This window comes from Streptomyces sp. NPDC097640 (assembly GCF_040302705.1).
Classification (GTDB): Bacteria; Actinomycetota; Actinomycetes; order Streptomycetales; family Streptomycetaceae; genus Streptomyces.
In genome coordinates, this window is record NZ_JBEOSB010000016.1 from 1 (window position 1) to 24,765 (window position 24,765).

The following is a 24,765-nucleotide window of genomic DNA, read 5'->3' on the forward strand; positions in this document are numbered from 1 at the left end:
GGGCGGCGGTGGCCCACCTGGCCTTCGAGGGGCTGGGGGTGGGGCGAAGCCCCAGTTTCGGGAAGGGGCGGGTAGGGGAAAGCACCCCAGGCCCGGCCTAGCCGGCCGCCCGGGCGCGTAGCTCCTGCGTGCAGCACTTGACGCTGCCCCCACCCTTGAGCAACTCGCTCAGATCCATCGCGATCGGCTCGTACCCCCGCTCGCGCAGCGGGTCGAAGAGCCCGGCCGCCGCCTGCGGGAGCAGGACATGGCGGCCGTCGCTGACCGCGTTGAGCCCGAGGGCCGCGGCGTCCCGCTCCGTGGCGATGATCGCGTCAGGGAAGAGCCGCCCGAGCACGGCCCGGCTGCCCGGGGAGAAGGCGCCGGGGTAGTACATGATCTCCGTGTCCGTCGTGTCGTCGAGCACGCACAGCGCCGTGTCCAGGTGGTAGTAGCGCGGATCGACGAGATCCAGGCCCAGCACCGGGCGGCCGAAGAACTCCTGCGCCTCGGGGTGCGAGAGCGGGCTGCTGCGGAAGCCGCGGCCCGCCAGCAGCCAGGACGCGGTCACGGCGAAGTCGCCCTCGCCCTCGTTGACGTGCTCGGGTTCGCGCACCTCCGCCCAGCCGTGGGCGCGGAACCACTCCAGGTGGGCCGCCGCCTCGCCGGTGCGTTCGGGATGGGCGAAGCGGGCGCCGAGGACGCGGCCGTCGACGACGGTCGCGCCGTTGGCCGCGTACACCATGTCGGGCAGGTCGGGGCGGGGCCGGAGCACCTCGACGGTGTGGCCGAGGGAGCGGTAGCGGTCGCGCAGGTCCTCCCATTGGGCGAGCGCGAGCGGGAGGTCCACGGGCTTGGCCGGGTCCATCCAGGGGTTGATGGAGTAGGTGACCCTGAAGTGGGTCGGCGGGCACATCAGATAGCGGCGCGCGGTGGCGCGGCGCTCGGGGCTACGCAAGGACAAGGATGGCTCCTCACGGGGATGCTGGCCCGTACGGATCGTCGTACGTGGTCCTGGACACATGGTGCGCCCCGGTGCCCGCCCCGGGCAGGGGCCGTTCGGATGGTTTCCGCGGTCGATAGGTTGTCGGCCATGGCCGACAAAGCAGCGCCCGACTCCGCCCGCCGCAGCGAACGCTCCCGCCGGGCGATCCTCGACGCCGCCCTGGAGCTCATCGGCGAGCTCGGCTACCCCCGGCTCACCATCGAGGCCATCGCGGCCCGGGCCGGGGTCGGCAAGCAGACGATCTACCGCTGGTGGCCCTCCAAGGCCGCGGTGCTGCTCGACGCCTTCACCGCTGGGGGGCAGGCGCCCGAGGGCGCCGGGGCCGCGCTGCCGGACACCGGGGACCTGGAGGCGGACCTCAAGCTGGTGCTGCGGGCGGCCGTCGACGAGATGAACGCGCCCGCGTACGACCTGCCCGCCCGCGCGCTGACCGCCGAGGGCCTGGTGAACCCAGAGCTGGGCGCGCACTTCGTGGACCGGGTCCTGGAGCCGTCGCTGCGGCTGCTCGCCGAGCGGCTGCGGGCCGCCCAGGACGCCGGGCAGGTGGCGCGGGACGTCGACCCGAGGGTCGCCATCGAGCTGGTGTGCGGCCCGCTGACCCACCGCTGGCTGCTGCGCACCCTCCCGCTCACCCACGAGTACGCGGACGCGGTGGTCGAGACGGCGCTGCGGGGGATCCTCAAAAGGTGAGGTCACGGCTCAGCAGCGTCGGCGCGTCCGTGATGATGCCGCCGCAGCCCAGCCGCAGCATCCGGTCCCGCGCCTCCCGCGTGTTCACCGTATGGGCCCACACCCGGCGGATGCCGGAGCGTACGGCCCGCCGCAGGTCCTCCGGCCGCGCCCGGTAGTCCACGTCCAGCAGGTCCACGAACCCCCGCCACCCGTCCGGACGGTCCTCGCGCAGCTGCCGGGCCGAGCGCCACAGCTGCGTCAGCAGCCCCAGCCGGTGCACCTGCCGCGCCACGTCGACGCGGTTGCTGTTGACGAAGACGGAGCGGGCCAGCCCGCGCTCGTGGATCATCGCGGCCAGGCGGGGCAGGCTGTCGGGGTCCTTCGCCTCCACCGTCAGCACCCGGCGCCCGCCGAAGCGGTCCAGCGCCTCGCCGACGGTCGGCGGCGCCTCGGGCCGCCAGGCCCCGGGCAGCAGCGGGTCCGGGCGCAGCCGTACGGAGCGCCACTGGGCGGCGGTGAGCGACCTCACGGGGCCGGACGAGTACGTCGTACGGTCCAGCGTCGCGTCGTGGAACACCACGAGCGTGCCGTCCCGCAGCATCCTGGTGTCGAAGTCCAGGACCTGGGCGGCACCGCGCTCGAACGCGGCGGTCAGCCCGGACATGCTGTTCTCGGGCGCTTCCAGGGCCCCGCCGCGGTGTGCCACGAAGGTGATCGTCGGGAGCGTGTCGGCGGTCGGGGACCCGCCGCGCCGCCCGGTCGGGAGGGCGGGGACGGCGGCCGGCACCGAGAGGGCGAGGACCGCTATACCGGTCAGTAGTGACCTCGTGACCATAAAGGGAACGCTAGGGGCGCCTGTTCGGTTATGCCTGATATCCGCACCCAGAGGTGGGGTCCGGGCACCCCGGATGTGGACACCGGCCACCTCGGGAGCAGGATGGTGGCAGCATTGGCAGCAATGGCTGGGCATCCGGCGGCACCGGCGGGGAAGCGAGGCGGTAGATGGAACGCAAGGGCAGGTTTTCCCAGTGGCTGCGCCGACCGCGGAGCGGGGCGGGCGGCGACACGGGCACGGGGGCGGGCGCGCCCGGCGCCCGCGAGGATCTGCTCATGGCCGCTGCCGCCGCCGGGTTCCCGCTGGCGACGGCCGCCCACCCCTCCGGCTACGGCTGTTCCTGCGACCGCATCGGCTGTCCGACCCCGGCCCGGCACCCCGTCTCGTTCGCCTGGCAGACGCAGGCGACCACCGACCCGGAGAAGGTCGCGCGCTGGCTCGCGGGCGACCCCGAGGCGAATTTCATCACCGCCACCGGGATCGCCCATGACGTGCTGGACGTGCCGTTGGCCGCCGGCCGGCTGGCCCTGGAGCGGCTCGGCGAGGCCGGTATCGAGGTCGGGCCCGTCGCCACCACCAGCGCCGATCTGCACCAGGACCGGATGCTCTTCTTCACGGCCACCCGGGGCACCCCGGACGACGAGGACGAGTGGTGGCCCTGCGAGCTGGACTGCCACCCCGAGACCATGGACGAGCACCCCGGGCTGCGCTGGCACTGCCGGGGCAGCTATGTGCTCCTGCCGCCCGCGCGGCTGCCGGGGGACGGGCGGGTGGCGTGGCTGCTGGGCCCGGAGCGGCCGCTGCCGGACCCGCTGTCGCTGCTGGAGTCGCTGACCGACGCCTGCGCCCGGTTCGCGGACGAGGGGCATGAGCACGAGTCGCACGCCTGGCCGATAGGACGCTGACGCCCGCCGGTGCGGCGACCGGGGGCGAGTCCTACTCGCCGGCACGGCGACCGGGGCGAGTCCTACTCGCCCTTCGCGGCGGTCACGCCCTCCAGCCGGTTGAGGAACACCACCTTCGGGTCCGCCGCGTCCTTCGCCGGGACCCGTACCGCCGACTCCGACACCCGGGTCAAGGTCACCGACCGCTTCGCCTCACCGGTCATCAGCGCCTTGATCTGCGGGGTGGGGTTGGGCCGGTAGCCCTTGGCCATGGTCTGCTTCTGCCGGTGGTGGGAGGTGAAGAAGACCAGCGCCCCGCCGTCCCTCAGCCGCAGCCCCACCGGGGTGTAGCGGGTGCCCTCCGCCGCCGTGTCGATGTACTCGGTCCAGAACTTCGGGGTGCGTACGAACTTCTTCCGCGAGGTCCGCAGCCCCGACGTCGCCTGGCCGTCCGCGAAGATCTCGCCCTCACCGGTCATCAGATAGTCGGTGTACTCGGCGCTGAGCTTGTCCGGCCGCGTCGCCAGCTTCGGCGTGGCCCCCTCGGCCGGCACGGACCTCGCCCAGCCGTCCTTGTCGACCTGGAAGTCCGGCACCTCGTCCTGGCTGAGGATCGACAGATACGCGGCCTTCCACGGCTGGTCCGCGCCGCCCCGGGTGAAGACCAGCAGCCAGCGGTTGTCGTCGCGGTTGCTCTCGGTGTCCGCCACGAAGAACTTCGGCCAGCCGACCTGCTTGGGGATGGCATAGCGCGCGTCGGTGAGCCGCAGCGGCGGGTATGCGGGATTCCCGTCGGGCTTCGCGGCGTGCTGCGCCTTCAGGTCGGCCGCGCTGATGTCCAGCAGCGGACCGGTCTGCACCTGGTTCGCCAGCGCCGGATCCAGCTCGCGGTAGGACTTGTTGTAGGTGTCCGTGAACCGCTTCAGCGCCTTCGGCGCCTCATCCTTCGCGATGGACGGGATGTTCTCCCGCTCGCCGTGCACCGTCATGCACCCTGTCAGCGTCATCGCCAGCGTCACCACCGCCGCTGCCGCGGCTGTCGGAACTGGGCTCTGCCGACGCTGTGACCTGCGTGACGTGGGTGTCATGAGGCGTGGGCTCCTTCGGGACTGCCTTGGACGGCGCAACCCTACCGGGGACCAGGAAGAAAGCGAGCGTGGGGACCAGATACAGCAGCCACACCGATACCTGAAGAACGGTCGGATCCGGCTGGAAGTTGAAGACGCCCTTGAGCACGGTGCCGTACCAGGAGTCCGGCGGGATGGTCGTGCTGATGTCGAAGGCCAGGTTGTGCAGGCCGGGGACGAACTCCGCCTCCTGGAGGTCGTGGAAGCCGTACGCGAGCACGCCCGCCGCCACGACGACCAGCATGGCGCCGGTCCAGGTGAAGAACTTCGCCAGGTTGATCTTCAGCGCCCCGCGGTAGAACAGCCAGCCCAGCAACACCGCGGTGAGCAGCCCCAGCACCACCCCGACCAGCGGCCGCGGCGTGCCGTCGTTGCTCGCCTGCACCGCCGTCCACACGAACAGCGCGGTCTCCAGGCCCTCCCGGCCCACCGCCATGAAGGCCGTGACCACCAGCGCGCCGGTGCCCATCGCCAGCGCCGCGTCCAGCTTGCCCTGTAGCTCGGACTTCAAGTGCCGGGCGGTGCGCCGCATCCAGAAGACCATCCAGGTCACCAGGCCGACCGAGAGAATCGACAGCGAGCCGCCGAGCGCCTCCTGGGCCTTGAAGGTCAGCTCCTGCGAGCCGAACTGAAGCGCCGCGCCGAAGGACAGGCTCAGCGCGACCGCGATGGCGATGCCAAGCCACACCGGCCGCAGCGCCTTGCGGCGGTCGGTCTTGACCAGATAGGCGACGAGGATGCAGACGACCAGGCTGGCTTCCAGCCCTTCGCGCAGTCCGATCAGGTAGTTGCCGAACACGAGGTTGGCCTTTCTCTTCAGGAGAACAGCGCCCGGCCCCACCAGTCGCCCGCGTCGCGGACGCCCGGCGGGACGGCGAAGAGCGCCGAACCCACGTGCTGGATGTACTCGTTGAGCGCGTCGTTGCGCGCCAGTTGCTGCTGCACCGGTACGAACCCCTGCCGTACGTCCCGCTGGTACGCGAGGAAGAACAGCCCTGCGTCCAGTCGTCCCAGGCCGTCCGTGCCGTCGGTGAAGGAGTAGCCGCGGCGCAGGATCCGTACGCCGCCGTTGGCCTCCGGGTGGGCCAGGCGGACATGCGCGGTGGGCAGCATCGCCTTCAGGTTCGGCTCGTCGTGCTCGCGCTGCCTGCCGAGGGGCGCGCCCTCGCCCTTGGTGCGCCCGAAGACCTCCTCCTGCTCCTTGAGGGAGGTGCGGTCCCAGGTCTCGATGTGCATCCGGATGCGGCGGGCCACCAGGTACGAGCCGCCGACCAGCCACTCGGGGCCGGCCTTGGCGCCCACCCACACATGCTTGTCCAGGGCCGCGGAGTCGGTGCCCGCGATGTTCCGGGTGCCGTCCTTGAACCCCATCATGTTGCGCGGGGTCTGCGCGTCCGGCGTCGTCGAGGACGTCTTGCCGAAGCCCAGCTGCGACCAGCGGATCGCGACCTTGCCCATGCCGATACGGGCCAGGTTGCGGATCGCGTGCACCGCCACCTGCGGGTCGTCCGCGCAGGCCTGGACGCACAGGTCGCCGCCGCTGCGCGCCGCGTCCAGGTTGTCCCCGGGGAACGCGGGCAGGTCGATCAGGGCCTCCGGGCGGCGCCCGGCGAGGCCGAAGCGGTCCTTGCCCTTCTTGTCCTTGAAGAGGGTCGGCCCGACGCCGAAGGTGAGGGTCAGCCGGGACGGCTTGAGCCCCAGCGCCTCGCCCGTGTCGTCCGGCGGGGCCTCGGCGAGCCCGCCGACCGCGCCGCCGCCGACCGCGTGACCCTGCGTCATCCGGGCCGCCGCCTTCGTCCACTCCTTCAGGAGGGCGATCAGCTCGTCGCGGTCGTCGGTGGTGACGTCGAAGGCCGCGAAGTGGAGCCGGTCCTGTACGGCGGTGGCGATCCCGGCCTGGTGCGCGCCGTGGAAGGGCACCGCGGCCCCGCTGTCGGCCACCGGCTGGGCGTCGTCTCCGGAGCCGCCGAGCGCGGCGGCGGTGCCGCCGCCCATGGCGGCGCCGAGCGCCAGCCCCGCGCCGCCCCAGCCGAGCAGCGCGCGGCGGGAGGGGGCGGGGGTCTCCGGGGACGAGGACGTGGTCTGTTCGGTCATGCTCGGCGCGCCCTTACTTCGCCACGGCCGCGGCGAGCTGGGACAGCGGCTCGGCCAGGGCGTTGACCGCGTCCGACAGTTCCTTGCGCTTGGCCTCGCCGACGGTGTCGTACGACACGAACCCGTCGCCCTCGCGGTACTTGTCGAGCAGCTTCTTCACCGCCGCGAACTGCTTGTCCAGATCCTTGGTCAGGGCCGGGGCGTTCGTGGCGGCCACCGGCTTGAGCAGCTGGTACGACTTCTCGGCGCCGTCGACGTTGCCCTCGAAGTCGAACAGGTCGGTGTGGCTGTAGCGCTCCTCCTCGCCGGTGACCTTGCCGGTCTGCACCTCGTCGAGGAGTTCCTTGGCGCCGTTGGCCATGCCGGTGGGGGTGATGTCCGCGGTGCCGACCCGCTTCTGCCAGTCCTTGAGGTCCTTGATCAGCTGGTCCGCGAGGGCCTTGTCCTCGGCGGTGATCTTCTTGTCCTTCCACAGGGACTTCTCGAGCCGGTGCCAGCCGGTCCACTTCTGCCCCTTCTCCAGGCCGTCCTCGCGGATGTCCACCTTGGGGTCGATGTCCCCGAAGGACTCGGCGACCGGCTCGGTGCGCTCCCAGCCGACGCGCGAGGGCGCGTACGCCTTCTTCGCGGCCTCCAGGTCGCCCTTCTTGACCGCGTCCGCGAACGCCTGGGCCTTCGGCAGTGTCTCGTCGGCCTGCGCCTGGACGTAGGTGCGGTAGTCGGCCACCGCGCTGTCCAGCTTCGGGTTTCGCTTGGCGACCTTGCCGCCGGTCACGGTCACCTTCTGCCGGATGCCGCGGCCCTTCATGCCGGGCTTGCAGGCGATCTCGTAGGTGCCCGCCTTGACCTCGGCGGTGATGTTGGCCTTGAGCCCGGAGCCGATGTTCTCCCGCTCGGTGACGATCCGGTCGCCGGGCGCGTAGAGGTACACCTCGGTGACCTTGGAGCCCGTGTTCTCCACCGCGAGCTTGACGTGCCCGGCCGGGAACTCGGTCTTCGACACCTCGCACTTGTCGTCGGACGCCGTGATCCGGATCGCGTCGGAGCCCTTGGCGTCGGACTTCTCGGCGCAGCCGGACACGGCGGCCAGCGAGGCCACCGCCGCGACGGCGGTGACGGCGGAGGAGCGGGCGGCTCTCATAAACGGACTCCAGTCGAGATCGGGCAGCATGCCGACATGGCGACATGTCGAGACAGGGGCCGGATAGGCCGCCCTAACTTAACTGAGGCTTACCTATCCAGCTCCAGCTCAGCCCCAAGGATCCGTAAGCTAAGAGTAAAATTTAGGCAATACGCGCCTATGGGAGGGTCAGAATCTCCGCGCCTGTGTCGGTCACCACAAGCGTGTGTTCGAACTGCGCCGTCCGCTTCCGGTCCTTCGTCACGACCGTCCAGCCGTCGTCCCACATGTCGTACTCGTAGCTGCCCAGCGTCAGCATCGGCTCGATGGTGAAGGTCATCCCCGGCTTGATCTCGGTGGTGTGATGAGGGCTGTCGTAGTGCGGGACGATCAGGCCGGAGTGGAACGACGAGTTGATGCCGTGGCCGGTGAAGTCGCGGACCACGCCGTAGCCGAAGCGCTTGGCGTACGACTCGATGACCCGGCCGATGATGTTGATCCGGCGGCCCGGCTTGACCGCCTTGATCGCGCGGTTGAGCGACTCCCGGGTGCGCTCCACCAGCAGCCGCGACTCGTCCTCCACCTCGCCGCACAGATAGGTGGCGTTGGTGTCGCCGTGCACCCCGCCGATGAAGGCGGTCACGTCGAGGTTCACGATGTCGCCGTCGCGCAGCACGGTCGAGTCCGGGATGCCGTGGCAGATGACCTCGTTGACCGAGGAGCACAGCGACTTGGGGAAGCCGCGGTAGCCCAGCGTCGAGGGGTAGGCCCCGTGGTCGCACAGATACTCGTGCGCCACGCGGTCGAGCTCGTCCGTGGTGACCCCCGGCGCGATCCGGCTCGCGGCCTCCGCCATCGCGCGCGCGGCGATCCCGCCCGCGATCCGCATCCGCTCGATCGTCTCGGCGTCCTGGACCTCGGGCCCCGTGTACGGGGTCGGGCCCTCCTTGCCGACGTACTCGGGGCGCGGGATCGAGGCGGGGACCGGGCGGGTGGGGGAGATCTTTCCCGGGACAAGAAGCGACTGGCCAGACATGTCAGCGAGTGTATCGGCGGCGCATCGGGCAGCATGGCGGAAGACCGGGAGAGAAGGGCGGGAGACGGCGATGGCGCTGTTCAAGAAGCGGGCCGCGGGGAAGCCGGGCGAGTGGTACTACTGCATCAGGCACCAGAGGGTCGAGGAGGGCCCGGAGTGCCGCGCGGCCGACCGGCTGGGCCCGTACCCCACCCGCACCGAGGCCCAGCACGCGATGGAGCTGGCCGCGGAGCGGAACGTCGAGTGGGAGACCGACCCGCGCTGGCGCGATGAGCCCACACGCGACGACCCCACGGGCGACGGGGGTACGCCGGGCGGGGGCACGCGGGACGGCGGCTGACCGCGGCGGGCGCTCACACGGGTGCGTCCGCCGCCTTGCGCCACTCGCGGACGCGCCGCGCGTGCTCGTCCGTGCGCGCGTCGTACGTCATCAGCTTCGGCAGTGTGAGCGCCAGGAGTCCGATGGACGCCACGCACGCCAGCCCGCCGGCCCAGACCGAGGCCCGCACCCCCACGAGCCCGGCCATCCCGCCGGCCCGGACCTGGCCCAGCTGCGGCCCCGTCGCGTACGACAGCAGCTCGATGCCCGCCAGCCGCCCCCGCAGCTCGTCGGGGATCGTCTGGTTCCACATCGTCGAGCGGAACAGCCCGCTGACCATGTCCGCCCCGCCCGCCACCGCCAGGCACAGCAGCACCAGCCAGACGTTCGGCAGCCATCCGGCCAGCGCCATCGCCGCGCCCCACAGCGCCGCGCTCAGCACCACCATCCGGCCGTGCCGATGCACCCGTGAGGCCCAGCCGCTGGTCACGCTCACCACCATCGAACCCACCGACCCGGCCGCGTACATCAGGCCGAGCGCCCAGGGCGCGTCCAACTCGTCGGCGAGGAAGGGGAAGATCGCGTTCGGGAAGGCGAAGAACATGGCCGCCATGTCCACCGCGTAGGTGCCCAGCAGCTCCTTGCGCCGCCAGGCGTAGCGCGCACCCTCGCCGATCGCGCGCAGCGAGGGCTTCTCCGCGTCATGGGCGGGCGGCGCGGGGGTGAGGCCGAGCGCCAGCAGGATCGAGGCGGCGAAGGTCAGCAGGTCCAGGCCGTACGCGAAGGGCAGCCCCGCGTACGCGACGACGACGCCTGCGAGCGAGGGGCCCGCGATGGCGGACAGCTGCCAGCGGATCGCGTTCAGCGCGGCGGCCGCGGTGAGCTGGTCGTGCGGGACGATACGGGCCGTGACCGCGTCGATGGCCGGGCGCTGGAGCCCGGTGAGCGCACTGGTCAGGGCGGCCACCACATACAGCGGCCACAGCATGGGCTCCGGCAGCAGGCTGTTGGCCAGCAGCAGCGCGGCCAGCAGGCCAAGACCCGCCTCGGTGAGCAGGATCAGCTTCCGGCGGTCCACGGCGTCCGCGAGCGCCCCGCCGTACAGGCCGAAGACGATCAGCGGGACCAGCTCGACCGCGCCGATCGCCCCGACGGCGAGGGCCGAGCCCGTCAACTCCTTGATCTGGAGCGGCAGCGCCACCATGGTCAGAAAGCTGCCGAAGGCGGTCACCAGCCCCGCGGTCCACATCAGGCGGAAGTCGCGGGAGGAGCGCCAGGGCGCGAGATCGGGCAGCAGGGAGCGCCGACGCGCCCCCGGGGCCGGGGGATGTGGATCGTCCGTCACAAGGTGACATGCTCAAGCGCCGTCCGCGCGGCCCACAAACGAATTATTCACGCCATGCGCTCACCAGGGGGCCGGTGGCGGGGCCGTCAGCCGGTCGGCCAGCCGCGCGAGGCGGTCGCGGAAGCGGTTGCGGCCGGGCGGCGCGGGCAGGCCGTTCTCCCCGGCGGCGGCGCTGACCAGGTGCTGGAGGGTGTCCAGATCGAGGCCCGCGTCGGCCGGGGCGGCCAGTGCGTCATGTGCGAGGGCGTGCAGTTCGGCGTGGCCGCCGTCGAGGGCGAGCACGGTGGCCCCGCTCCGGCGCGCGTCGTCCACCCGCTCCAGCAGCCCGGCCCCCGGGTCGTCCGGCGCGACCACGAGCAGCGTCTCGCCGCGCCTGGCGCGCTCCAACCGGCCGAGGCCGACGGCCAGATGAGCGGGGACCGCGCCGTCGGGGACCCGGTGGCGTACGAGGGTGGGGGACAGCTCGGGCAGACCGGACCAGGCGGCCTCGTCGTCGAGGTGCGCGGCCAGGTGCCAGGGCTCGTACTCCTCGCTGCCGACCAGCAGCAGCCCGCCTCCGTGCGGCCCGACCGAGGCCCGCAGGGACCCCGCGAACCGGCGGGTGGCCCGCAGCCATTCGGTCCCGGCGAGCACATCGCGCAGCAGCGCGACCCGTACGGCGTCCATGGCACCGGGATCCTGCCGGGCCGCGCGGGGCGGCGGGGGCGAATCGGGCCGGTCTCACCCCTTCGAGCGTTGTCCGGCCGCGCCCAGGTACGAGCCGTAGAGCAGCTGTGCGCCACCCCAGCACATCATCACCACCCCGATCTTGGGGAGCTCCACCACGGGGAGCTCGATGTCCCCGGCGAACAACCACAGCGCCAGCCCGACGACGAGGGTGACGCTCCCTTCCAAGAGCTGCTTGAGAGCGTTGGTCATAACGCGACGCTATGACCCGCCGCCTGACGGAACCTCGGCCCGGCGGACGAGATCGGTGGCGGCGCCCTGCATCCTTCGACGGACCCACCGCCAAGTGTTCATGTGCCGTCCCTTGACGCTCTGTGAGACGAACCCTATGGTCGCCGGACACAAGGGACGTCCTACGTCCGGTCATTTTGGCGGCGGCACTCGATTGCGACGGGGCATCGGCGGAACGAGCGTGTCTCGGGGCGCTGTGCGGGCTGGACTGAGGAGCCGCGCAGCGACGGAGGAGCGAGCAGCGACGAGGGAAGCCCGCGCGTAGGAGCGCGCCGGGACTGAGCGGGAAAAGGGGCGCGTGTCTCGGGGCGCTGTGCGGGCTGGACTGAGGAGCCGCGCAGCGACGGAGGAGCGCGCAGCGACGAGGGAAGCCCGCGCGTAGGAGCGCCCCGAGACTGAGCGGGAAGGGGGGTCGGATGGCAGGCGGTGTGGCAGCGCGCGCGTACGAGGTCTCCGTGCCGTTCCGGGCGGGGGCCGAGGGCTATGCGAGTTACCGCATTCCGGCGGTGGTGGCGACGCCCGCCGGGACGCTGCTGGCCTTCGCCGAGGGGCGAGTGGGGTCCTCCGCCGACCACGGGGACATCGACCTCGTGCTCAAGCGCTCGGCGGACGGCGGGCGGACCTGGGGGCCCTTACAGGTCGTCGCGCGGAACGGCACCGGCACGGCCGGGAATCCGGCGCCCGTGGTCACGGCGGGCGGCCGGGTCGTCCTCGTCCATGTGACCAACGGCGCCACCGCCACCGAGGACCTGATCCGGCGCGGCCAGGTGTCCGCCGAGGACGGGCGGCGGGTGTGGGTGACGCACAGTGACGACGACGGGGTGGGCTGGAGCGCGCCCCGGGAGATCACCGGCGAGGCGAAGCGGCCGGAGTGGCGCTGGTACGCCACCACGCCCGGCCACGCCCTGCGGTTACGGCACGGCGCCCGGGCCGGCCGGATCGTCGTACCGGGCAACCACTCGACGCCGCCGACCGCCGCCGGGGACACCGGCGCCGAGGGGAAGTACGACGGCGGGCACGACCTGCTCAGCGACGACGACGGCGCCACCTGGCGGATCGGCTACGTCGAGGACAACCCCGACGGATACATCAACGTCAACGAGACCACCGCGGCCGAACTCCCCGACGGCCGCGTGTACTTCAACACCCGCAGCGACGCCAACGCGCCCGGCAACCGGGCCGACGCCCACTCGTCCGACGGCGGCGCGACCCTCGACAAGCCCTTCAGGCCGCAGGCCGGGCTGGTCGCGCCGGTCGTCGAGGGCAGCGTGCTGCACCTGGGCGACCCGGATGTGCTGCTGTTCTCCGGGCCCGCCGACCCCGGCTACCGGGCCCTGATGACGGTGCGGGCCAGCGGCGACGGCGGGGCCACCTGGCGGCCCGCCCACACCGTCGACGGGCTGCCGGCCGCCTACTCCGACCTGGTCAGGATCGATGAAGAGACCGTCGGACTGCTCTACGAGACCGGCGACTTCAGCGCCTACTCGACGATCACCTTCCGGCGCATTCCGGTGAAGGAGCTGGTATGAGCAAGATGCACCACCACAGTTCTCACGGTCCCCTCCAGGCCCCCGGGCGGCGCGCCGTCCTGGGCGGCGCCGCCGCCGCGGCGGCCGGCTTCGCCCTCGCGGGCTGCGGCTCGGACGACGGGGACGACGAGCCCAAGGGCCGTAAGAAGGGCGAGAAGATCGAGCTGACCTTCTGGTCCTGGGTGCCGGGCATCGACAAGCCCGTCGAGCTGTGGAACAGCAAGAACCCCGAGGTGCAGGTCAAGGTCGAGAAGGTGTCGGCCGTGGACGGCGCCCAGTACGCGAAGATGCACGCCGCGATCAAGTCGGGCAACCCGCCGGACCTCGGCCAGATCGAATACCCGGTCGTGCCCAGCTTCCTGATCGACAACGGTCTGCTGGACCTCACGAAGTACGGGGTCGAGTCGTACAAGGACAAGTTCGTCGGCTGGCAGTGGCAGCAGTCGGTCTTCGGCAAGGCCGTCTACGCCGTCCCGCAGGCGTCCGGTCCGATGGGCCTGTTCATCCGCCAGGACCTGTTCGACGAGTGGGGCGTCGAACCGCCCGTCACCTGGGACGACTACGAGGCGGCGGCCAAGGCGATCCGCAAGAAGGGCGCCTGGATCGAGACCTTCTCGGCGACCAACGGCAACCGCTTCGCGGGCCTGGCCTGGCAGGCCGGGGCGAGCTGGTTCGGCACCGAGGGCGACACCTGGACCGTGAGCATCGACGACGAGCCCACCCGCAAGGTCGCCGACTACTGGGAGGCGCTGGTCAAGCAGAAGCTGATCAAGACCATCCCGGACCGGCAGAACGCCTGGTACAAGGACGTCCAGACCGGCGCGATCGCCTCCTGGCTCGGCGCCAGCTGGGGCGACGCGCTGCTGGTCGGCAACGCCCCCAAGACCAGCGGCAAGTGGCGGGTCGTGCCCATGCCGCAGTGGAAGAAGGGCGACGGGGCCTTCGCCAACTGGGGCGGCTCCACCACCGCGGTCTTCGCCAAGAGCAAGTACCCGAAGGACGCGCTGGCGTTCGCGATCTGGCTCAACACCGACCCCGAGTCGATCAAGCTCCTTATCGACAACGGCTATGGCACCCCCGCCGCCAAGCAGGGCTACACCACCTCCCAGCTGGATGTGCACAAGGACTTCATGGGCGGCCAGGAGTACAGCAAGGTGTTCGACGCCGCGAGCAAGGGCGTGGACACCAGCTGGCGGTGGGGCCCCTCCACCGACACCCTCTACCAGCGGCTCGGCGACGCCTTCACCGCGGCCCTCGGCGACGGCGGCTCGTTCAGGTCCGTGCTGAAGAAGGTGCAGGGCGAGACGATCAGCGACCTCAAGGAAAAGGGACTGAAGGTGACGGCCGGGTGAGACGCCTCACCCGCGCCGAGGTCCGCGGCGCCCGGTCGGCGGCCGGGTTTCTGCTGCCGTTCCTCGCACTGTTCCTGCTGTGCTTCATCGCGCCCATCGGATACGCCCTGTACGAGAGCCTGCTGAGGGTCGAGCGCACCGGCGCGCTCGGCCTCGGCGGCGAGACCAAAGAGGTGTGGGCGGGCCTCTCCAACTACACGACCGCGCTTCAGGACGACCGCTTCACCGCCGGCTTCGGGCGGGTGCTGCTGTTCGGCGCCGTGCAGATCCCGGTGATGATCGTGCTGGCCACCGGGCTCGCGCTGCTGCTGGAGGCGGCGTCCGCCCGCTGGGTCGGCTTCTTCAGGACCGCTTTCTTCCTGCCGTACGGGGTGCCTGGCGTCATCGCCTCGATCCTGTGGGGCTTTCTGTACGTACCGGGCATCAGCCCCCTGGTGGAGATGGCCCACTCCGCGGGCTGGGACGTGGACTTCCTGTCCCGCGGAACCGTGCTGTGGTCCATCGCCAACATCGTCACCTGGCAGTTCACCGGCTACAACATGCTGGTGCTGATCGCGCAGCTCAAGGCCGTGCCCGGCGAGCTGTACGAGGCGGCGCGCATCGACGGGGCCAGGGCCTGGCAGATCGCCTGGCACATCAAGCTGCCGCTGATCCGGCCCGCGCTCGTGCTCACCACCGTCTTCAGCATCATCGGCACCCTCCAGCTGTTCGCCGAACCCAAGGTGCTCAAGCCGCTCAGCAACTCCATCGACTCCGGCTACACCCCCAACCTGGCCGCCTACAACGAGGCGTTCACCAGCAACAACCAGCACATCGCGGCGGCCGAGGCGGTGCTGCTCGCGCTGGTCGCCTGCGTGCTGTCCTTCGGCTTCCTGAGGCTCGTGGGACAGCGAGGGCCCAAGCAACCCAAGGGGAAGGACGGGAGGAGCCGGTGAGCGCCCAGGCCACCCAGCAGATCCCGGCGGACGGCACCCCGGCGCCGGGCACCGCGGCGGGCGCGCCGCGCCGCCGCGGCCGCCGCCGGGACGGCCGGCAGCCCGCGCTGCGCTACCGCATCATCACCGTCTCGCTGCTCGCCGTCGCGGCCGTCTACTTCCTGGTGCCCGTCTACTGGCTGGTGGTGTCGTCGACCAAGTCCAGCAGCGACCTCTTCGGCACCTTCGGCTTCTGGTTCCACGACCCGCACCCCATCGACTATCTGCACCGGGTGCTCACCTACGACGACGGCATCTACGTCCGCTGGTTCGCCAACAGCCTGATGTACGCGGGCGTCGGGGCAGTGGCCGCCACGCTGCTGTCGGCAGCCGCCGGCTACGCCCTGGCCAAGTTCCCCTTCCCCGGGCGGGAGGGCGTCTTCAACGTCATCCTCGCCGGGGTGCTCATCCCGGGCACCGCGCTCGCCCTCCCGCTGTACCTCCTCTTCAGCGAGATGGGGCTCGCCAACACCTACGCGGCGGTGCTGCTGCCCAGTGTGGTCAGCCCCTTCGGGGTCTATCTGTGCCGGATCTACGCGGCCGCCGCGGTGCCCGACTCACTGCTGGAGGCGGCGCGGATCGACGGCGCGGGCGAGGCGCGGATCTTCTCCACGCTGGGGCTGCGGCTGATGACCCCGGCGCTGGTGACCGTCTTCCTGTTCCAGTTCGTGCATATCTGGAACAACTTCTTCCTGCCGCTGGTGATGCTCTCGGACTCCGATCTGTATCCGATCCAGCTGGGCCTCACCTCCTGGCAGGGGTACGCGGACCGGCAGCCGGAGCTCTACCAGTACACGGTCGGCGGCGCCTTCCTGTCCGTGGTCCCGCTGATGGTCCTGATGGGGGTGTTGCAGCGGTACTGGCGCACCGGGCTCACCGAGGGCAGCGTCAAGGCGTGACCCGGGCGGCCGGGGGCGTGTCGGCGCCACCGGGCGTGTCAGTATCGCAGTTATGACTTCTACTGCTGCTGATGCTGGTGAGGGTGGGGCGGCCCCCGCGAAGAAGGCCCCCGCCAAGGACCCCTGGGACCTGCCCGACGTCTCCGACCTGGTCATCGGGGTCCTCGGCGGCACCGGCGACCAGGGGCGCGGCCTGGCCTACCGGCTGGCCCGGGCCGGCCAGAAGGTGATCATCGGCTCGCGGGCCGTGGAGCGGGCGCGGACCGCGGCCGAGGAACTGGGCGGCGCGGCGCTCGGCATCGAGGGCGAGGACAACGCGGAGTGCGCGCGGCGCAGCGATGTCGTGATCGTCGCGGTGCCGTGGGAGGGGCACGGCAAGACCCTGGAGTCGCTGCGCGAGGAGCTGAGCGGCAAGCTCGTCATCGACTGCGTGAACCCGCTCGGCTTCGACAAGAAGGGCGCGTACGCGCTCAAGCCCGAGGAGGGCAGCGCCGCCGAGCAGGCCGCCGCCCTGCTGCCCGACTCGCGGGTGACCGCCGCCTTCCACCATCTGTCGGCGGTGCTGCTCCAGGACCCCGAGGTCGAGCAGATCGACACGGATGTGATGGTGCTGGGCGAGAGCCGCGCCGACACGGATCTGGTGCAGGCGCTGGCGGCCCGCATCCCCGGGATGCGGGGCGTGTTCGCGGGGCGGCTGCGCAACGCCCACCAGGTCGAGTCGCTGGTCGCCAACCTGATCTCGACGAACCGCCGCTACAAGGCCCACGCGGGCCTGCGGGTCACGGACGTCTGACCGGGGTCGCCCGCCGGGGCGAGGCGGGGCGGCGCGGGGCGGGGCGGCGCGGGGCGGGGCATGGGAGGCGGCGGGGCATGGGGGACAATGTCCGGGACTGACACACCCCCGGACAGGAGCCCACCCCATGCCCCGACTGGCCCTCTATGCCCTCGCCGTCTGCGCCCTCGCCGTCGCCGCGGCGGTCGTGTCCTTCGCACAGGGCAGCTGGATCGGCGTGGTGTGGATCCTGCTCGCGGGCGTCTCCTCCAACATGGCCTGGTACTACCTGCGCAAGGCCAAGCTGGACCGGGCCGCGGCCAGGGAGGCCGAGCTCATGGGTTGAGCGAGGCCGGGTGGGGCTCGCCCTGCCAGAAGCGGAAGAACTCCTGACCCCAGTACGTCTCCCACTTCGACACGCCCAGGCCCCGCATCACCGCGTCGATGGAGTCGAAGAAGACGTGGTTGACCTCCGGAATCCACAGCACGCCGAACACCGCGATCAGCCCGAACGGCGCGTACGGCTCGACCTGCCGCCGCACCCGGTACGACAGCCACGGCTCGATCACGCCGTAGCCGTCCAGCCCCGGGACCGGGAGGGAGTTCAGGATGGCCGCGGTGACCTGGAGCATCGCCAGGAACGCCAGCGCGTAGCGGAACACATCCGGCACCCCGTCCAGCGCGCCGAGCCAGAACGGCGCGGTCAGCGCCACCGCGAACGCGATGTTCGTCAGCGGCCCGGCGGCCGAGATCAGGCTGTGCTTCCAGCGGCCGCGGATGCGGTGCCGCTCGATGAACACCGCCCCGCCGGGGAGCCCGATCCCGCCCATGATCACGAAGATGACGGGCAGCACGATGCTGAGCGCCAGATGGGTGTACTTCAGCGGGTTCAGGGTCAGATAGCCCTTGGCCCCGATCGATATGTCGCCGCCGTGCAGCGCGGTACGCGCGTGGGCGTACTCATGGAGACACAGCGACACGATCCAGCCCGAGACCACGAAGAGGAACACGGCGAAGCCGGGGCTCGCGGAGAAGCCCGTCCACACCGCCCACGCGGATACGACCATGATCGCGACCAGGGCGAGGAACACGGGGCTGATCCGCCGGTCGCGGCGGCTGACTGCGGTGGCCATGCGTGATGTCTCTCCAGGTGGGCACGGAGTGCGGTGATCGGAAACCGTCGGGGATCGGAAAACGTCGGGCGGGGCGCCGGGAGTTCCGGGGGGAACGGCCGGCACGGGCGAACAGCTGAACGGATCAGCCTCCGCCGTGCCCGACAATGGGGCGGTGCGCTACGCGATACTCGGCACCACCCAGGCCCGACGCGACGACGGTACCCCCATCGCGCTCGGTGGTACGCGTCTGCGGGTACTGCTGACCGCGCTGGCGCTCCATCCCGGACGGGTGCACACCACCGGCGCGCTGATCGAAGCGGTGTGGGACGCCGACCCGCCCGCCGACGGCCACGGCGCACTCCAGGCCCTCGTCGGCCGCCTCCGCAGGGCCCTCGGCAAGGACGCGGTGCGCTCGGTCCCCGGCGGCTACCGGCTGAGCGCCGACCCCGACGACATCGATCTGCACCGCTTCGAGCGCCTGGTGGCGGAGGGGACCAAGGCCCTGGAGGACGGCGACCCGGCCAAGGCCGCCGCCGTCCTCGACGACGCCCTCGCCCTGTGGCGCGGCCCGGCCCTCGCCGACCTCCCCGGCGGCGGCTCGGCGGCGGCCCGCGCCGAGGCCCGCCGCCTGGACGCCGGCCGCGGCCGGATCGCCGCCGACCTCGCCCTCGGCCGCCCCGAGCAGGCCCTGCCCCGGCTCGCCGGGCTCTGCGCCGCCCATCCGCTCGACGAGCCGCTGCACGCCCTGCGGATCCGCGCCCTGCGCGACGCGGGCCGCACGGCCGAGGCGCTGACCGCGTACGAGGCGATCCGCGTCGAGATCGCCGACCGCCTCGGCGCGGACCCCGGGCCCGTGCTGCGTGCGCTCCACGCCGAGCTGCTGGACCCGCCCGCAGCCCCCGCAGCCCCCGCCGCCCCCGCAGCCCCCGCCGCCCCCGCGGGGCCCGCGGCCGCGCCGGGCCCCGCCCCCGACGGGGCGCCGCCCCGGCCGGCCGGGGCGCGGCAGGGCGTCCGGGGTGGCAATCTGCGGGCCCGGCTGACCAGCTTCGTCGGCCGCGAGGCGGACCTCGGGGTGCTGCGGGCCGACCTGGCCGGAGCCCACCGGCTCATCACCCTCCTCGGGCCCGGCGGGGCCGGGAAGACCCGGCTGTCGCAGGAGGCCGCCGAGTCGGTGGCGGACATCTGGGCGGACGGCGTCTGGCTGGCCGAGCTGGCACCCGTGGACGACCCGGGGACCGTGCCGGAGACGGTGCTCACCGCGCTCGGGGCGCGCCAGACCGTCATCCGCGGCAGCGCCGCGGAAGGGCTGAGGGCCGCGACCGACCCGACCACGTTCGACCCGCTCGCGCGGCTCGTGGAGCACTGCGCGCCGCGCCGGATGCTGATCGTGCTCGACAACTGCGAACACCTCGTCGACGCCGCGGCCCGGCTCGCCGAGACCCTGCTCACCCGCTGCCCCGGCGTCACCGTCCTGGCCACCAGCCGCGAACCGCTCGCCGTCCAGGGCGAGTTGGTGCGCCCCGTGGATCCGCTGCCGGACCCCGTCGCGCTGCGGCTGCTCCAGGACCGGGGCGCGGCGGCCCGGCCCGGCTTCCGCGTGGACGACGACCCGGCCGCCTGCGCCGAGATCTGCCGCAGGCTGGACGGACTGCCGCTGGCCATCGAGCTGGCCGCGGCGCGGCTGCGCTCGCTCACCCCGCGGCAGCTCGCCGACCGGCTCGACGACCGCTTCCGGCTGCTGACCAGCGGCAGCCGGACGGTGCTGCCCCGCCAGCAGACGCTCCGCGCGGTCGTCGACTGGTCCTGGGAGCTGCTCGACGCGCGGGAGCGCACCGTGCTGCGCCGGCTGTCGGTCTTCGCGGGCGGCTGCGACCTGGCCGCCGCGGAGGCCGTGTGCGAAGACCCGTACGACGAGGAGGCCGCCGGGGCTGACGGAGCCGCCGGGGCCGACGGGGCCGCCGGGGCTGACGCGCCTGACGGGTCTGCCGCGGTCGATCCCCTCGACGTCGCCGCCCTGCTCGGCTCGCTCGTCGACAAGTCCCTGGTCGTCGCCGCCCCCGACACGGCCTCCGGCATGCGCTACCGGCTGCTGGAGACCGTCGCCGAGTACGCCGCCGAGCGCCTCGCACAGGCGGGGGAGCGCGCGGTGGTCGAGGGGCGCCACCTGGTCGCCTACCGGGAGCTGGCCCGCACCGCCGACCCCCTGCTGCGCGGCCCGGAACAGCGGGTGTGGCTCGCCCGGCTGGAGACCGAGCACGACAATCTGCGGACCGCGCTGCGCCGCGCCGTCGCCGCGCGCGACGAACACGAGGCGCTGTGCCTGGTGCTGTCGCTCGGCTGGTTCTGGCAGCTGCGCGACCACCGCGGCGACGCGCGCCAGTGGTCGGCGGCCGCCGCGGCGCTCGGCCCCAACCCCTTCGCGCCGCCCATCGCCCCGGTGCCCCCGCTGCTCGCCCGCTCCACGGACCGGCCGCCGCCCATGCCGCCCGACCTGCTCGAGGAGGCGCGGCGCGGGGTGCGGCTGATCGGGCTGTCCAACATCGAGGGCGACATGCGGGCGTTGGACAGCGAGGAGGCCCGGAGCGAGCTGCGGGGCATCGTCGCCGCCTATCGCCCGGGCCTGCCGCAGAACTGCCGTATCCCGGGCTTCATGTGGTTCTACGCCGTGCTGCTCACCGGCGAGTTCGAGCTGCTGCGGCAGATCGTCGACGAGGGGGTGCGCACCTGCCGGGAGCTCGGCTACGAGTGGGAGACCGCCATGCTCCTTCAGCTGCGCGCCAAGGTCCTGAGCGGCCGGCCCGACTGGAGCGGCGGGGACGGCGGAGACGGCGAAGACTGCGGGGACGGCGGGGACGAGCTTGAGGGCTCGGCCGACGAGTCGCGGCGGGACGCCGACGAGAGCCTGGAGATCTTCACCCGGCTCGGGGACGCGTGGGGCATGGCGGAGGCCCTGTCCGGCCGGGGCGAGCTGCTGGAGCAGCGCGGCGAGGGCGAGGCGGCCGCCGCCGACTACCGCGCGGCGATCCGCTGCGCCGAGCAGCTGGACGCGCACACACAGGTGTTGCTGCTGCGGGCCCGGCTGGCCGGGGTGCTGATCGAGAGCGGATCGGCGGCCGAGGCGGCCGAGGGCGAGCGGGTGCTGCGCGAGGTGGTGGAGCGGGGGCAGCACGCGGGCAGCGAGTCCCTGGCGTACGCCCGGCTGCACCTCGCCATGCGCTGCGGTTCCACCGGCGCCACCGCCGAGGCACGGGTCCAGCTGGAGCTGTTGCTGGGGGAGTTCGACCAGCGCGCGCTGGATCTCTTCCAGGGGGTGGTGGTGGGGCTGCTCGGCTGGCTTGACCTGCTCGAGGGACGGCCCGAGGACGCCCTGGTGAGGCTGCGGCAAGCCCTGACGAAAGCCGACGACCCGCTGTCCCGGATCGTCGCCCCGCAAATGCAGATCATGCAAATCGCGACCGGCGCCCGGGCGCTGGCCCAGCTGGGCGGCGCGGCGAACGCCGAGACCGCGGCGCGGCTGCTCGGCGCGTACGACGCCCTGCGGTCGTCCTCCTACCACGTGGCGGCCATGGAGTCCGGCAACCGGGAGCGGGCGGAGGCCATGGCGCGGGCGCGGCTGGGCGACGCCGCGTACGCGCGGGCGCACGCCGAGGGCGGCGGCCTGTCCCTGGAGGAGGCCACCGCCCTCGTATGACGCGGCGGGTTTCGCGGGTCAGGTCTTGTTGCGGAACTTCGCCACCGCCAGCGGGGCGGTCACCACCGTGATGGCCAGCGCCCAGATCACGACCATGGTCACCGGATGGGCGACCGCGCCATGACCGCTGGTCAGCGCCCGGGCGCCGTCCGCGAGCTGGGACAGCGGGTTGTACTTGGTGAAGGACTGCAACCACCCCGGCATGGTCGCGGTCGGGGCGAAGATGGAGGAGCCGAACTGTAGTGGCATCATCACGAGGAACCCCAGTCCCTGCACCGCCTGAGGGGTCTTCACCGACAGGCCGAGCAGCATGAATATCCAGGTCAGCGAGGAGCCGAACAACAGGGCCAGGGCGATCGCGGCGAGCAGCTCGAGCGGGCCGGTCTTGAGGTCGAACCCCATGATGAAGCCCATGACCAGCAGGACGATGGTCGACACCAGCATCCGGCCGGTCTCGACGATCAGCTTGGCGACCAGCACCGAGGAGCGGGCGATGGGCATGGTGCGGAAGCGGTCCATGACGCCCTTGTTGAAGTCGTCATTGACGCCGGTGCCGACCGACATCGCGATGTTCAGACCGCCCATCGCCATCATGCCGGGGACCAGATAGCTGACGTAGGCGTCCCGGTCGCCCTGCGCGATCGCGCCGCCGAAGACATACACGAACAGCAGCGAGAAGACGATCGGCATCAGCAGGGCGTCGAACATCGACTCAGGGTCCTGCTTGATCTGGAGGGCGTTGCGCCGCACCAGCGCGCCGATATGGCGCGCATTGGCACGCAGCCCGATCCGGCCCTCGCCGGGCAGCGCCTTCCCGGGCGCGGAACTCACCGTCGCGGCGCTCACGCGGCGACCTCCTCAAGCGTCTTGTTGTCCTTCTCCGCCGGGGTTTCCGGCGTGGACGTCTTCTGACCGGTGATGGCCAGGAACACCTCGTCCAGGCTGGGCAGATGGGTGTCGATCCCGGAGATCGCGAAACCGCGCTCGCCGAGCAGCCCGATTACGGCGGTCAGCTGCTCATCGCTGATGATCGGCACATTGACCAGGCCTTCGGCCACATCCGCGGTCGCGCCGGCGATGCCGTCGAGCCCCGCCTGGGTGATGGCGCCGACCATGCGGTGCAGCTCGCCGGGGTCCGACGGGCGGATCTGGAGGGTGCGGCCGCCGACCTTCGCCTTGAGCTCGTTGACCCGGCCCTCGGCGATGACCTTGCCGCGGTCGATGACCGCCAGGTCGTCAGCCAGCTGCTCGGCCTCCTCCATGTACTGCGTGGTCAGCAGGACCGTGGAGCCCTCGGAGACCATCCGCTTGACCTCGTCCCACACCTCGTTGCGGGTGCGCGGGTCCAGGCCGGTGGTCGGCTCGTCCAGATAGAGCACGGAGGGCCGGCCGATCATGGAGGCGGCCAGGTCGAGCCGGCGGCGCATACCGCCGGAGTAGGTGCGCGCGGCGCGCTTGGCGGCATCGGTGAGCGAGAACCGCTCCAGCATGGCGTCCGCCCGCGCGCGGGCGTCCTTGCGGGAGAGGTCGAGCAGCCGCCCGATCATGTAGAGGTTCTCCCAGCCGGAGAGCTTCTCGTCGACCGAGGCGTACTGCCCGGTGAGCCCGATGGTGCGGCGCAGCTGCCGCGGCTGGCGCACCACGTCGTAACCGGCCACCACCGCGGTGCCCGCGTCCGGCACCAGCAGGGTGGAGAGGCAGCGGACGAGGGTGGTCTTGCCCGCGCCGTTGGGCCCGAGGACACCGAGGACGGTGCCCTCCGGCACGTCCAGGTCCACTCCGTCGACGGCTTTGGTGTCGCCGAAGTGTTTGACCAGCCCCCGTACTTCGACGGCGTTGCCGCCGCTGGTCCTGTGTTCGTATCGCGTCATATCGCCACGATGACAGGCGCCACCGACAACCCACCGACAACCCACCGACAAGCGGCAGACAAGCGGCAGACAGCCCGCCGACGGGGGAAGATCGGCGGGCTGTCGGTGTACCGCAGTGGCTCTCAGCGGAAGGAGTGCTCCGCGGCCGGGTAGGCGCCGCCGACCACGTCCTCCGCGTAGGCGCGCGCCGCGTCCCCGAGGGTCTGGCGCAGCTGTGCGTACTGCTTGACGAAGCGCGGCACCCGGCCGGCGGTCAGGCCCGCCATGTCGGTCCACACCAGGACCTGCGCGTCGCAGTCCGGCCCGGCGCCGATGCCCACGGTCGGGATGTGCAGGGAGCGGGTGACCTCGCCGGCCACCTCGGCCGGGACGGTCTCCAGCACGACCGCGAAGGCGCCCGCGTCCTGGACGGCCTTGGCGTCCCGCAGCAGCTGCTGCGCGGCCTCCTCGCCGCGCCCCTGCACCGGGTATCCGCCGTAGGCGTGGACGGACTGCGGGGTGAGGCCGACATGAGCCATGACCGGGATGCCGGACTCGACCAGCAGCTGGATCTGGTCGGCGGAGCGCTCGCCGCCCTCCAGCTTCACCGCGCCCACCCCGGCCTCCTTGACCAGCCGGGTGGCGCTGCGCAGCGCCTGCACGGGGCCTTCCTGGTACGAGCCGAACGGCAGGTCGCCGACGATCAGGGCGCGCTTGGTGCCCCGGACGACGGCGGCGGACAGGATGGTGATCTCGTCCATGGTGACCGGCACCGTGGACTCGTAGCCGAGGTGGCAGTTGCCCATCGAGTCGCCGACCAGCATGACCGGGATGCCGGCCTCGTCGAAGACGGAGGCGGTCATCGCGTCGTAGGCGGTGAGCATGGGCCACTTCTCGCCGCGCTCCTTGGCGGAGGCGATGTCGCGGACCGTGATGCGCCGGGACCCCGTCCCTCCGTACAGCGCCTTTCCGGCCGCGGACGGGCCGGTCCCGCTGCTGTCGGGCTGTTTCCCGGCAGGGCTGACGTGCGTCATTGCAACGCTCCTGTTCGTCATCTCGAGGCGCCCTGACGGCGTCCCCGGACCACCCCCATGCTGGCACGGGGTGCCGACAGGCGAAAGTGGGCCTTCACAGTCGGCCGTAAAGCCCGGCGACGGTAAAGCCCGGTAAAGGCTCGCAAAGACTTTCCAATACGAGACGGGGCCGTAT

24 protein-coding genes are annotated in these 24,765 nt (G+C 72.1%); 10 read left to right on the forward strand and 14 right to left on the reverse strand.

Annotated features, from left to right (window positions below; translation table 11 throughout):
- Nucleotides 1-97: 97 nt before the first annotated feature.
- Entirely contained in the window at nt 98-895 is a 798-nt protein-coding gene (gene ddaH / locus ABTY62_RS24635; RefSeq protein ID WP_352131775.1) for a dimethylargininase, read from the reverse strand.
- A gap of 177 nt (nt 896-1,072) precedes the next feature.
- Here ddaH and ABTY62_RS24640 point away from each other — a divergent pair, with 177 nt between their 5' ends.
- Nucleotides 1,073-1,675, forward strand: coding sequence for a TetR/AcrR family transcriptional regulator (locus ABTY62_RS24640; RefSeq protein WP_352131604.1), 603 nt, complete (start codon nt 1,073-1,075; stop codon nt 1,673-1,675).
- Here the strand turns inward: ABTY62_RS24640 and ABTY62_RS24645 are convergent.
- A complete protein-coding gene (locus ABTY62_RS24645) occupies nt 1,665-2,492 on the reverse strand; it encodes a glycerophosphodiester phosphodiesterase (RefSeq protein WP_352131605.1) in 828 nt (275 codons plus the stop codon). The genes ABTY62_RS24640 and ABTY62_RS24645 overlap by 11 nt on opposite strands.
- 167 nt (nt 2,493-2,659) lie before the next feature.
- Here ABTY62_RS24645 and ABTY62_RS24650 point away from each other — a divergent pair, with 167 nt between their 5' ends.
- The gene (locus tag ABTY62_RS24650) at nt 2,660-3,397 is read left to right on the forward strand and encodes a bifunctional DNA primase/polymerase (RefSeq protein ID WP_352131606.1); all 738 of its coding nucleotides are present in this window, start codon (nt 2,660-2,662) and stop codon (nt 3,395-3,397) included.
- Between the two features lie 62 nt (nt 3,398-3,459).
- Here the strand turns inward: ABTY62_RS24650 and ABTY62_RS24655 are convergent, their stop codons facing one another.
- From ABTY62_RS24655 to map, 5 genes are all read right to left on the reverse strand, one after another.
- Nucleotides 3,460-4,383, reverse strand: a complete 924-nt coding sequence (locus tag ABTY62_RS24655) for an SCO2278 family lipoprotein (RefSeq protein WP_502997510.1) — start codon at nt 4,381-4,383, stop codon at nt 3,460-3,462.
- Nucleotides 4,316-5,302 (reverse strand): iron uptake transporter permease EfeU, encoded by a 987-nt coding sequence (efeU, locus tag ABTY62_RS24660; protein ID WP_352131608.1) that lies wholly within the window; start codon nt 5,300-5,302, stop codon nt 4,316-4,318. The genes ABTY62_RS24655 and efeU overlap by 68 nt, the downstream gene beginning before the upstream one ends.
- A gap of 17 nt (nt 5,303-5,319) precedes the next feature.
- Entirely contained in the window at nt 5,320-6,597 is a 1,278-nt protein-coding gene (gene efeB, locus ABTY62_RS24665; RefSeq protein WP_352131609.1) for an iron uptake transporter deferrochelatase/peroxidase subunit, read from the reverse strand.
- A 13-nt stretch (nt 6,598-6,610) separates the two neighbouring features.
- Nucleotides 6,611-7,738, reverse strand: a complete 1,128-nt coding sequence (gene efeO, locus ABTY62_RS24670) for an iron uptake system protein EfeO (RefSeq protein WP_352131610.1) — start codon at nt 7,736-7,738, stop codon at nt 6,611-6,613.
- A 157-nt stretch (nt 7,739-7,895) separates the two neighbouring features.
- Entirely contained in the window at nt 7,896-8,753 is an 858-nt protein-coding gene (map, locus tag ABTY62_RS24675; protein WP_352131611.1) for a type I methionyl aminopeptidase, read from the reverse strand.
- Between the two features lie 70 nt (nt 8,754-8,823).
- Here map and ABTY62_RS24680 point away from each other — a divergent pair, with 70 nt between their 5' ends.
- Nucleotides 8,824-9,093 (forward strand): hypothetical protein, encoded by a 270-nt coding sequence (locus tag ABTY62_RS24680; RefSeq protein ID WP_352131612.1) that lies wholly within the window; start codon nt 8,824-8,826, stop codon nt 9,091-9,093.
- A gap of 13 nt (nt 9,094-9,106) precedes the next feature.
- On the opposite strand, the gene ABTY62_RS24685 is transcribed toward ABTY62_RS24680, so the two are convergent.
- The 3 genes from ABTY62_RS24685 to ABTY62_RS24695 form a co-directional block, all read right to left on the reverse strand.
- Entirely contained in the window at nt 9,107-10,321 is a 1,215-nt protein-coding gene (locus ABTY62_RS24685) for an MFS transporter (RefSeq protein ID WP_502997517.1), read from the reverse strand.
- A gap of 156 nt (nt 10,322-10,477) precedes the next feature.
- Nucleotides 10,478-11,083, reverse strand: coding sequence for a hypothetical protein (locus ABTY62_RS24690; RefSeq protein ID WP_352131614.1), 606 nt, complete (start codon nt 11,081-11,083; stop codon nt 10,478-10,480).
- Nucleotides 11,084-11,137: 54 nt separating this feature from the next.
- Nucleotides 11,138-11,335: a DUF5708 family protein gene (locus ABTY62_RS24695; protein ID WP_352131615.1), complete on the reverse strand. Its 198-nt coding sequence runs from the start codon at nt 11,333-11,335 to the stop codon at nt 11,138-11,140.
- Nucleotides 11,336-11,790: 455 nt separating this feature from the next.
- On the opposite strand from ABTY62_RS24695, the gene ABTY62_RS24700 reads away from it, so the two are divergent.
- From ABTY62_RS24700 to ABTY62_RS24725, 6 genes are all read left to right on the forward strand, one after another.
- Nucleotides 11,791-12,903: a sialidase family protein gene (locus tag ABTY62_RS24700; protein WP_352131616.1), complete on the forward strand. Its 1,113-nt coding sequence runs from the start codon at nt 11,791-11,793 to the stop codon at nt 12,901-12,903.
- Nucleotides 12,900-14,255, forward strand: coding sequence for an ABC transporter substrate-binding protein (locus tag ABTY62_RS24705; protein WP_352131617.1), 1,356 nt, complete (start codon nt 12,900-12,902; stop codon nt 14,253-14,255). Before ABTY62_RS24700 ends, ABTY62_RS24705 begins: the two co-directional genes overlap by 4 nt.
- The gene (locus ABTY62_RS24710) at nt 14,252-15,190 is read left to right on the forward strand and encodes a carbohydrate ABC transporter permease (RefSeq protein ID WP_352131618.1); all 939 of its coding nucleotides are present in this window, start codon (nt 14,252-14,254) and stop codon (nt 15,188-15,190) included. The genes ABTY62_RS24705 and ABTY62_RS24710 overlap by 4 nt, the downstream gene beginning before the upstream one ends.
- Nucleotides 15,187-16,128, forward strand: a complete 942-nt coding sequence (locus ABTY62_RS24715) for a carbohydrate ABC transporter permease (protein ID WP_502997511.1) — start codon at nt 15,187-15,189, stop codon at nt 16,126-16,128. The genes ABTY62_RS24710 and ABTY62_RS24715 overlap by 4 nt, the downstream gene beginning before the upstream one ends.
- 52 nt (nt 16,129-16,180) lie before the next feature.
- Nucleotides 16,181-16,921, forward strand: a complete 741-nt coding sequence (gene npdG, locus ABTY62_RS24720) for an NADPH-dependent F420 reductase (protein ID WP_352131619.1) — start codon at nt 16,181-16,183, stop codon at nt 16,919-16,921.
- A 127-nt stretch (nt 16,922-17,048) separates the two neighbouring features.
- On the forward strand, nt 17,049-17,246 hold the full coding sequence (locus ABTY62_RS24725; protein ID WP_311730069.1) for a hypothetical protein: 198 nt from the start codon (nt 17,049-17,051) through the stop codon (nt 17,244-17,246).
- Here the strand turns inward: ABTY62_RS24725 and ABTY62_RS24730 are convergent.
- Nucleotides 17,236-18,033, reverse strand: a complete 798-nt coding sequence (locus tag ABTY62_RS24730) for a site-2 protease family protein (RefSeq protein ID WP_352131620.1) — start codon at nt 18,031-18,033, stop codon at nt 17,236-17,238. The genes ABTY62_RS24725 and ABTY62_RS24730 overlap by 11 nt on opposite strands.
- A 154-nt stretch (nt 18,034-18,187) precedes the next feature.
- Between ABTY62_RS24730 and ABTY62_RS24735 the strand changes: the two genes are divergently transcribed.
- Nucleotides 18,188-21,706: an AfsR/SARP family transcriptional regulator gene (locus ABTY62_RS24735; RefSeq protein ID WP_352131621.1), complete on the forward strand. Its 3,519-nt coding sequence runs from the start codon at nt 18,188-18,190 to the stop codon at nt 21,704-21,706.
- Between the two features lie 18 nt (nt 21,707-21,724).
- Here ABTY62_RS24735 and ABTY62_RS24740 read toward each other — a convergent pair whose 3' ends face one another.
- From ABTY62_RS24740 to panB, 3 genes are all read right to left on the reverse strand, one after another.
- Nucleotides 21,725-22,552: an ABC transporter permease gene (locus tag ABTY62_RS24740; RefSeq protein ID WP_311730066.1), complete on the reverse strand. Its 828-nt coding sequence runs from the start codon at nt 22,550-22,552 to the stop codon at nt 21,725-21,727.
- Nucleotides 22,549-23,577, reverse strand: coding sequence for an ATP-binding cassette domain-containing protein (locus ABTY62_RS24745; RefSeq protein WP_352131622.1), 1,029 nt, complete (start codon nt 23,575-23,577; stop codon nt 22,549-22,551). The genes ABTY62_RS24740 and ABTY62_RS24745 overlap by 4 nt, the downstream gene beginning before the upstream one ends.
- A gap of 122 nt (nt 23,578-23,699) precedes the next feature.
- A complete protein-coding gene (panB, locus tag ABTY62_RS24750) occupies nt 23,700-24,590 on the reverse strand; it encodes a 3-methyl-2-oxobutanoate hydroxymethyltransferase (RefSeq protein WP_352131623.1) in 891 nt (296 codons plus the stop codon).
- Nucleotides 24,591-24,765 lie beyond the last annotated feature (175 nt).

Coding starts and splice junctions, on each gene's coding strand:
- npdG (WP_352131619.1), top strand. CDS start 16,181: ATGACTTCTACTGCTGCTGATGCTGGTGAGGGTGGGGCGGCCCCCGCG.
- ABTY62_RS24690 (WP_352131614.1), bottom strand. CDS start 11,083: ATGGACGCCGTACGGGTCGCGCTGCTGCGCGATGTGCTCGCCGGGACC.
- ABTY62_RS24700 (WP_352131616.1), top strand. CDS start 11,791: ATGGCAGGCGGTGTGGCAGCGCGCGCGTACGAGGTCTCCGTGCCGTTC.
- ABTY62_RS24640 (WP_352131604.1), top strand. CDS start 1,073: ATGGCCGACAAAGCAGCGCCCGACTCCGCCCGCCGCAGCGAACGCTCC.
- ddaH (WP_352131775.1), bottom strand. CDS start 895: ATGTGCCCGCCGACCCACTTCAGGGTCACCTACTCCATCAACCCCTGG.
- ABTY62_RS24745 (WP_352131622.1), bottom strand. CDS start 23,577: ATGACGCGATACGAACACAGGACCAGCGGCGGCAACGCCGTCGAAGTA.
- ABTY62_RS24680 (WP_352131612.1), top strand. CDS start 8,824: ATGGCGCTGTTCAAGAAGCGGGCCGCGGGGAAGCCGGGCGAGTGGTAC.
- ABTY62_RS24685 (WP_502997517.1), bottom strand. CDS start 10,321: ATGTGGACCGCGGGGCTGGTGACCGCCTTCGGCAGCTTTCTGACCATG.
- map (WP_352131611.1), bottom strand. CDS start 8,753: ATGTCTGGCCAGTCGCTTCTTGTCCCGGGAAAGATCTCCCCCACCCGC.
- efeO (WP_352131610.1), bottom strand. CDS start 7,738: ATGAGAGCCGCCCGCTCCTCCGCCGTCACCGCCGTCGCGGCGGTGGCC.
- ABTY62_RS24705 (WP_352131617.1), top strand. CDS start 12,900: ATGAGCAAGATGCACCACCACAGTTCTCACGGTCCCCTCCAGGCCCCC.
- ABTY62_RS24725 (WP_311730069.1), top strand. CDS start 17,049: ATGCCCCGACTGGCCCTCTATGCCCTCGCCGTCTGCGCCCTCGCCGTC.
- ABTY62_RS24730 (WP_352131620.1), bottom strand. CDS start 18,033: ATGGCCACCGCAGTCAGCCGCCGCGACCGGCGGATCAGCCCCGTGTTC.
- ABTY62_RS24695 (WP_352131615.1), bottom strand. CDS start 11,335: ATGACCAACGCTCTCAAGCAGCTCTTGGAAGGGAGCGTCACCCTCGTC.
- ABTY62_RS24655 (WP_502997510.1), bottom strand. CDS start 4,383: ATGACGCTGACAGGGTGCATGACGGTGCACGGCGAGCGGGAGAACATC.
- panB (WP_352131623.1), bottom strand. CDS start 24,590: ATGACGCACGTCAGCCCTGCCGGGAAACAGCCCGACAGCAGCGGGACC.
- ABTY62_RS24650 (WP_352131606.1), top strand. CDS start 2,660: ATGGAACGCAAGGGCAGGTTTTCCCAGTGGCTGCGCCGACCGCGGAGC.
- efeB (WP_352131609.1), bottom strand. CDS start 6,597: ATGACCGAACAGACCACGTCCTCGTCCCCGGAGACCCCCGCCCCCTCC.
- ABTY62_RS24645 (WP_352131605.1), bottom strand. CDS start 2,492: ATGGTCACGAGGTCACTACTGACCGGTATAGCGGTCCTCGCCCTCTCG.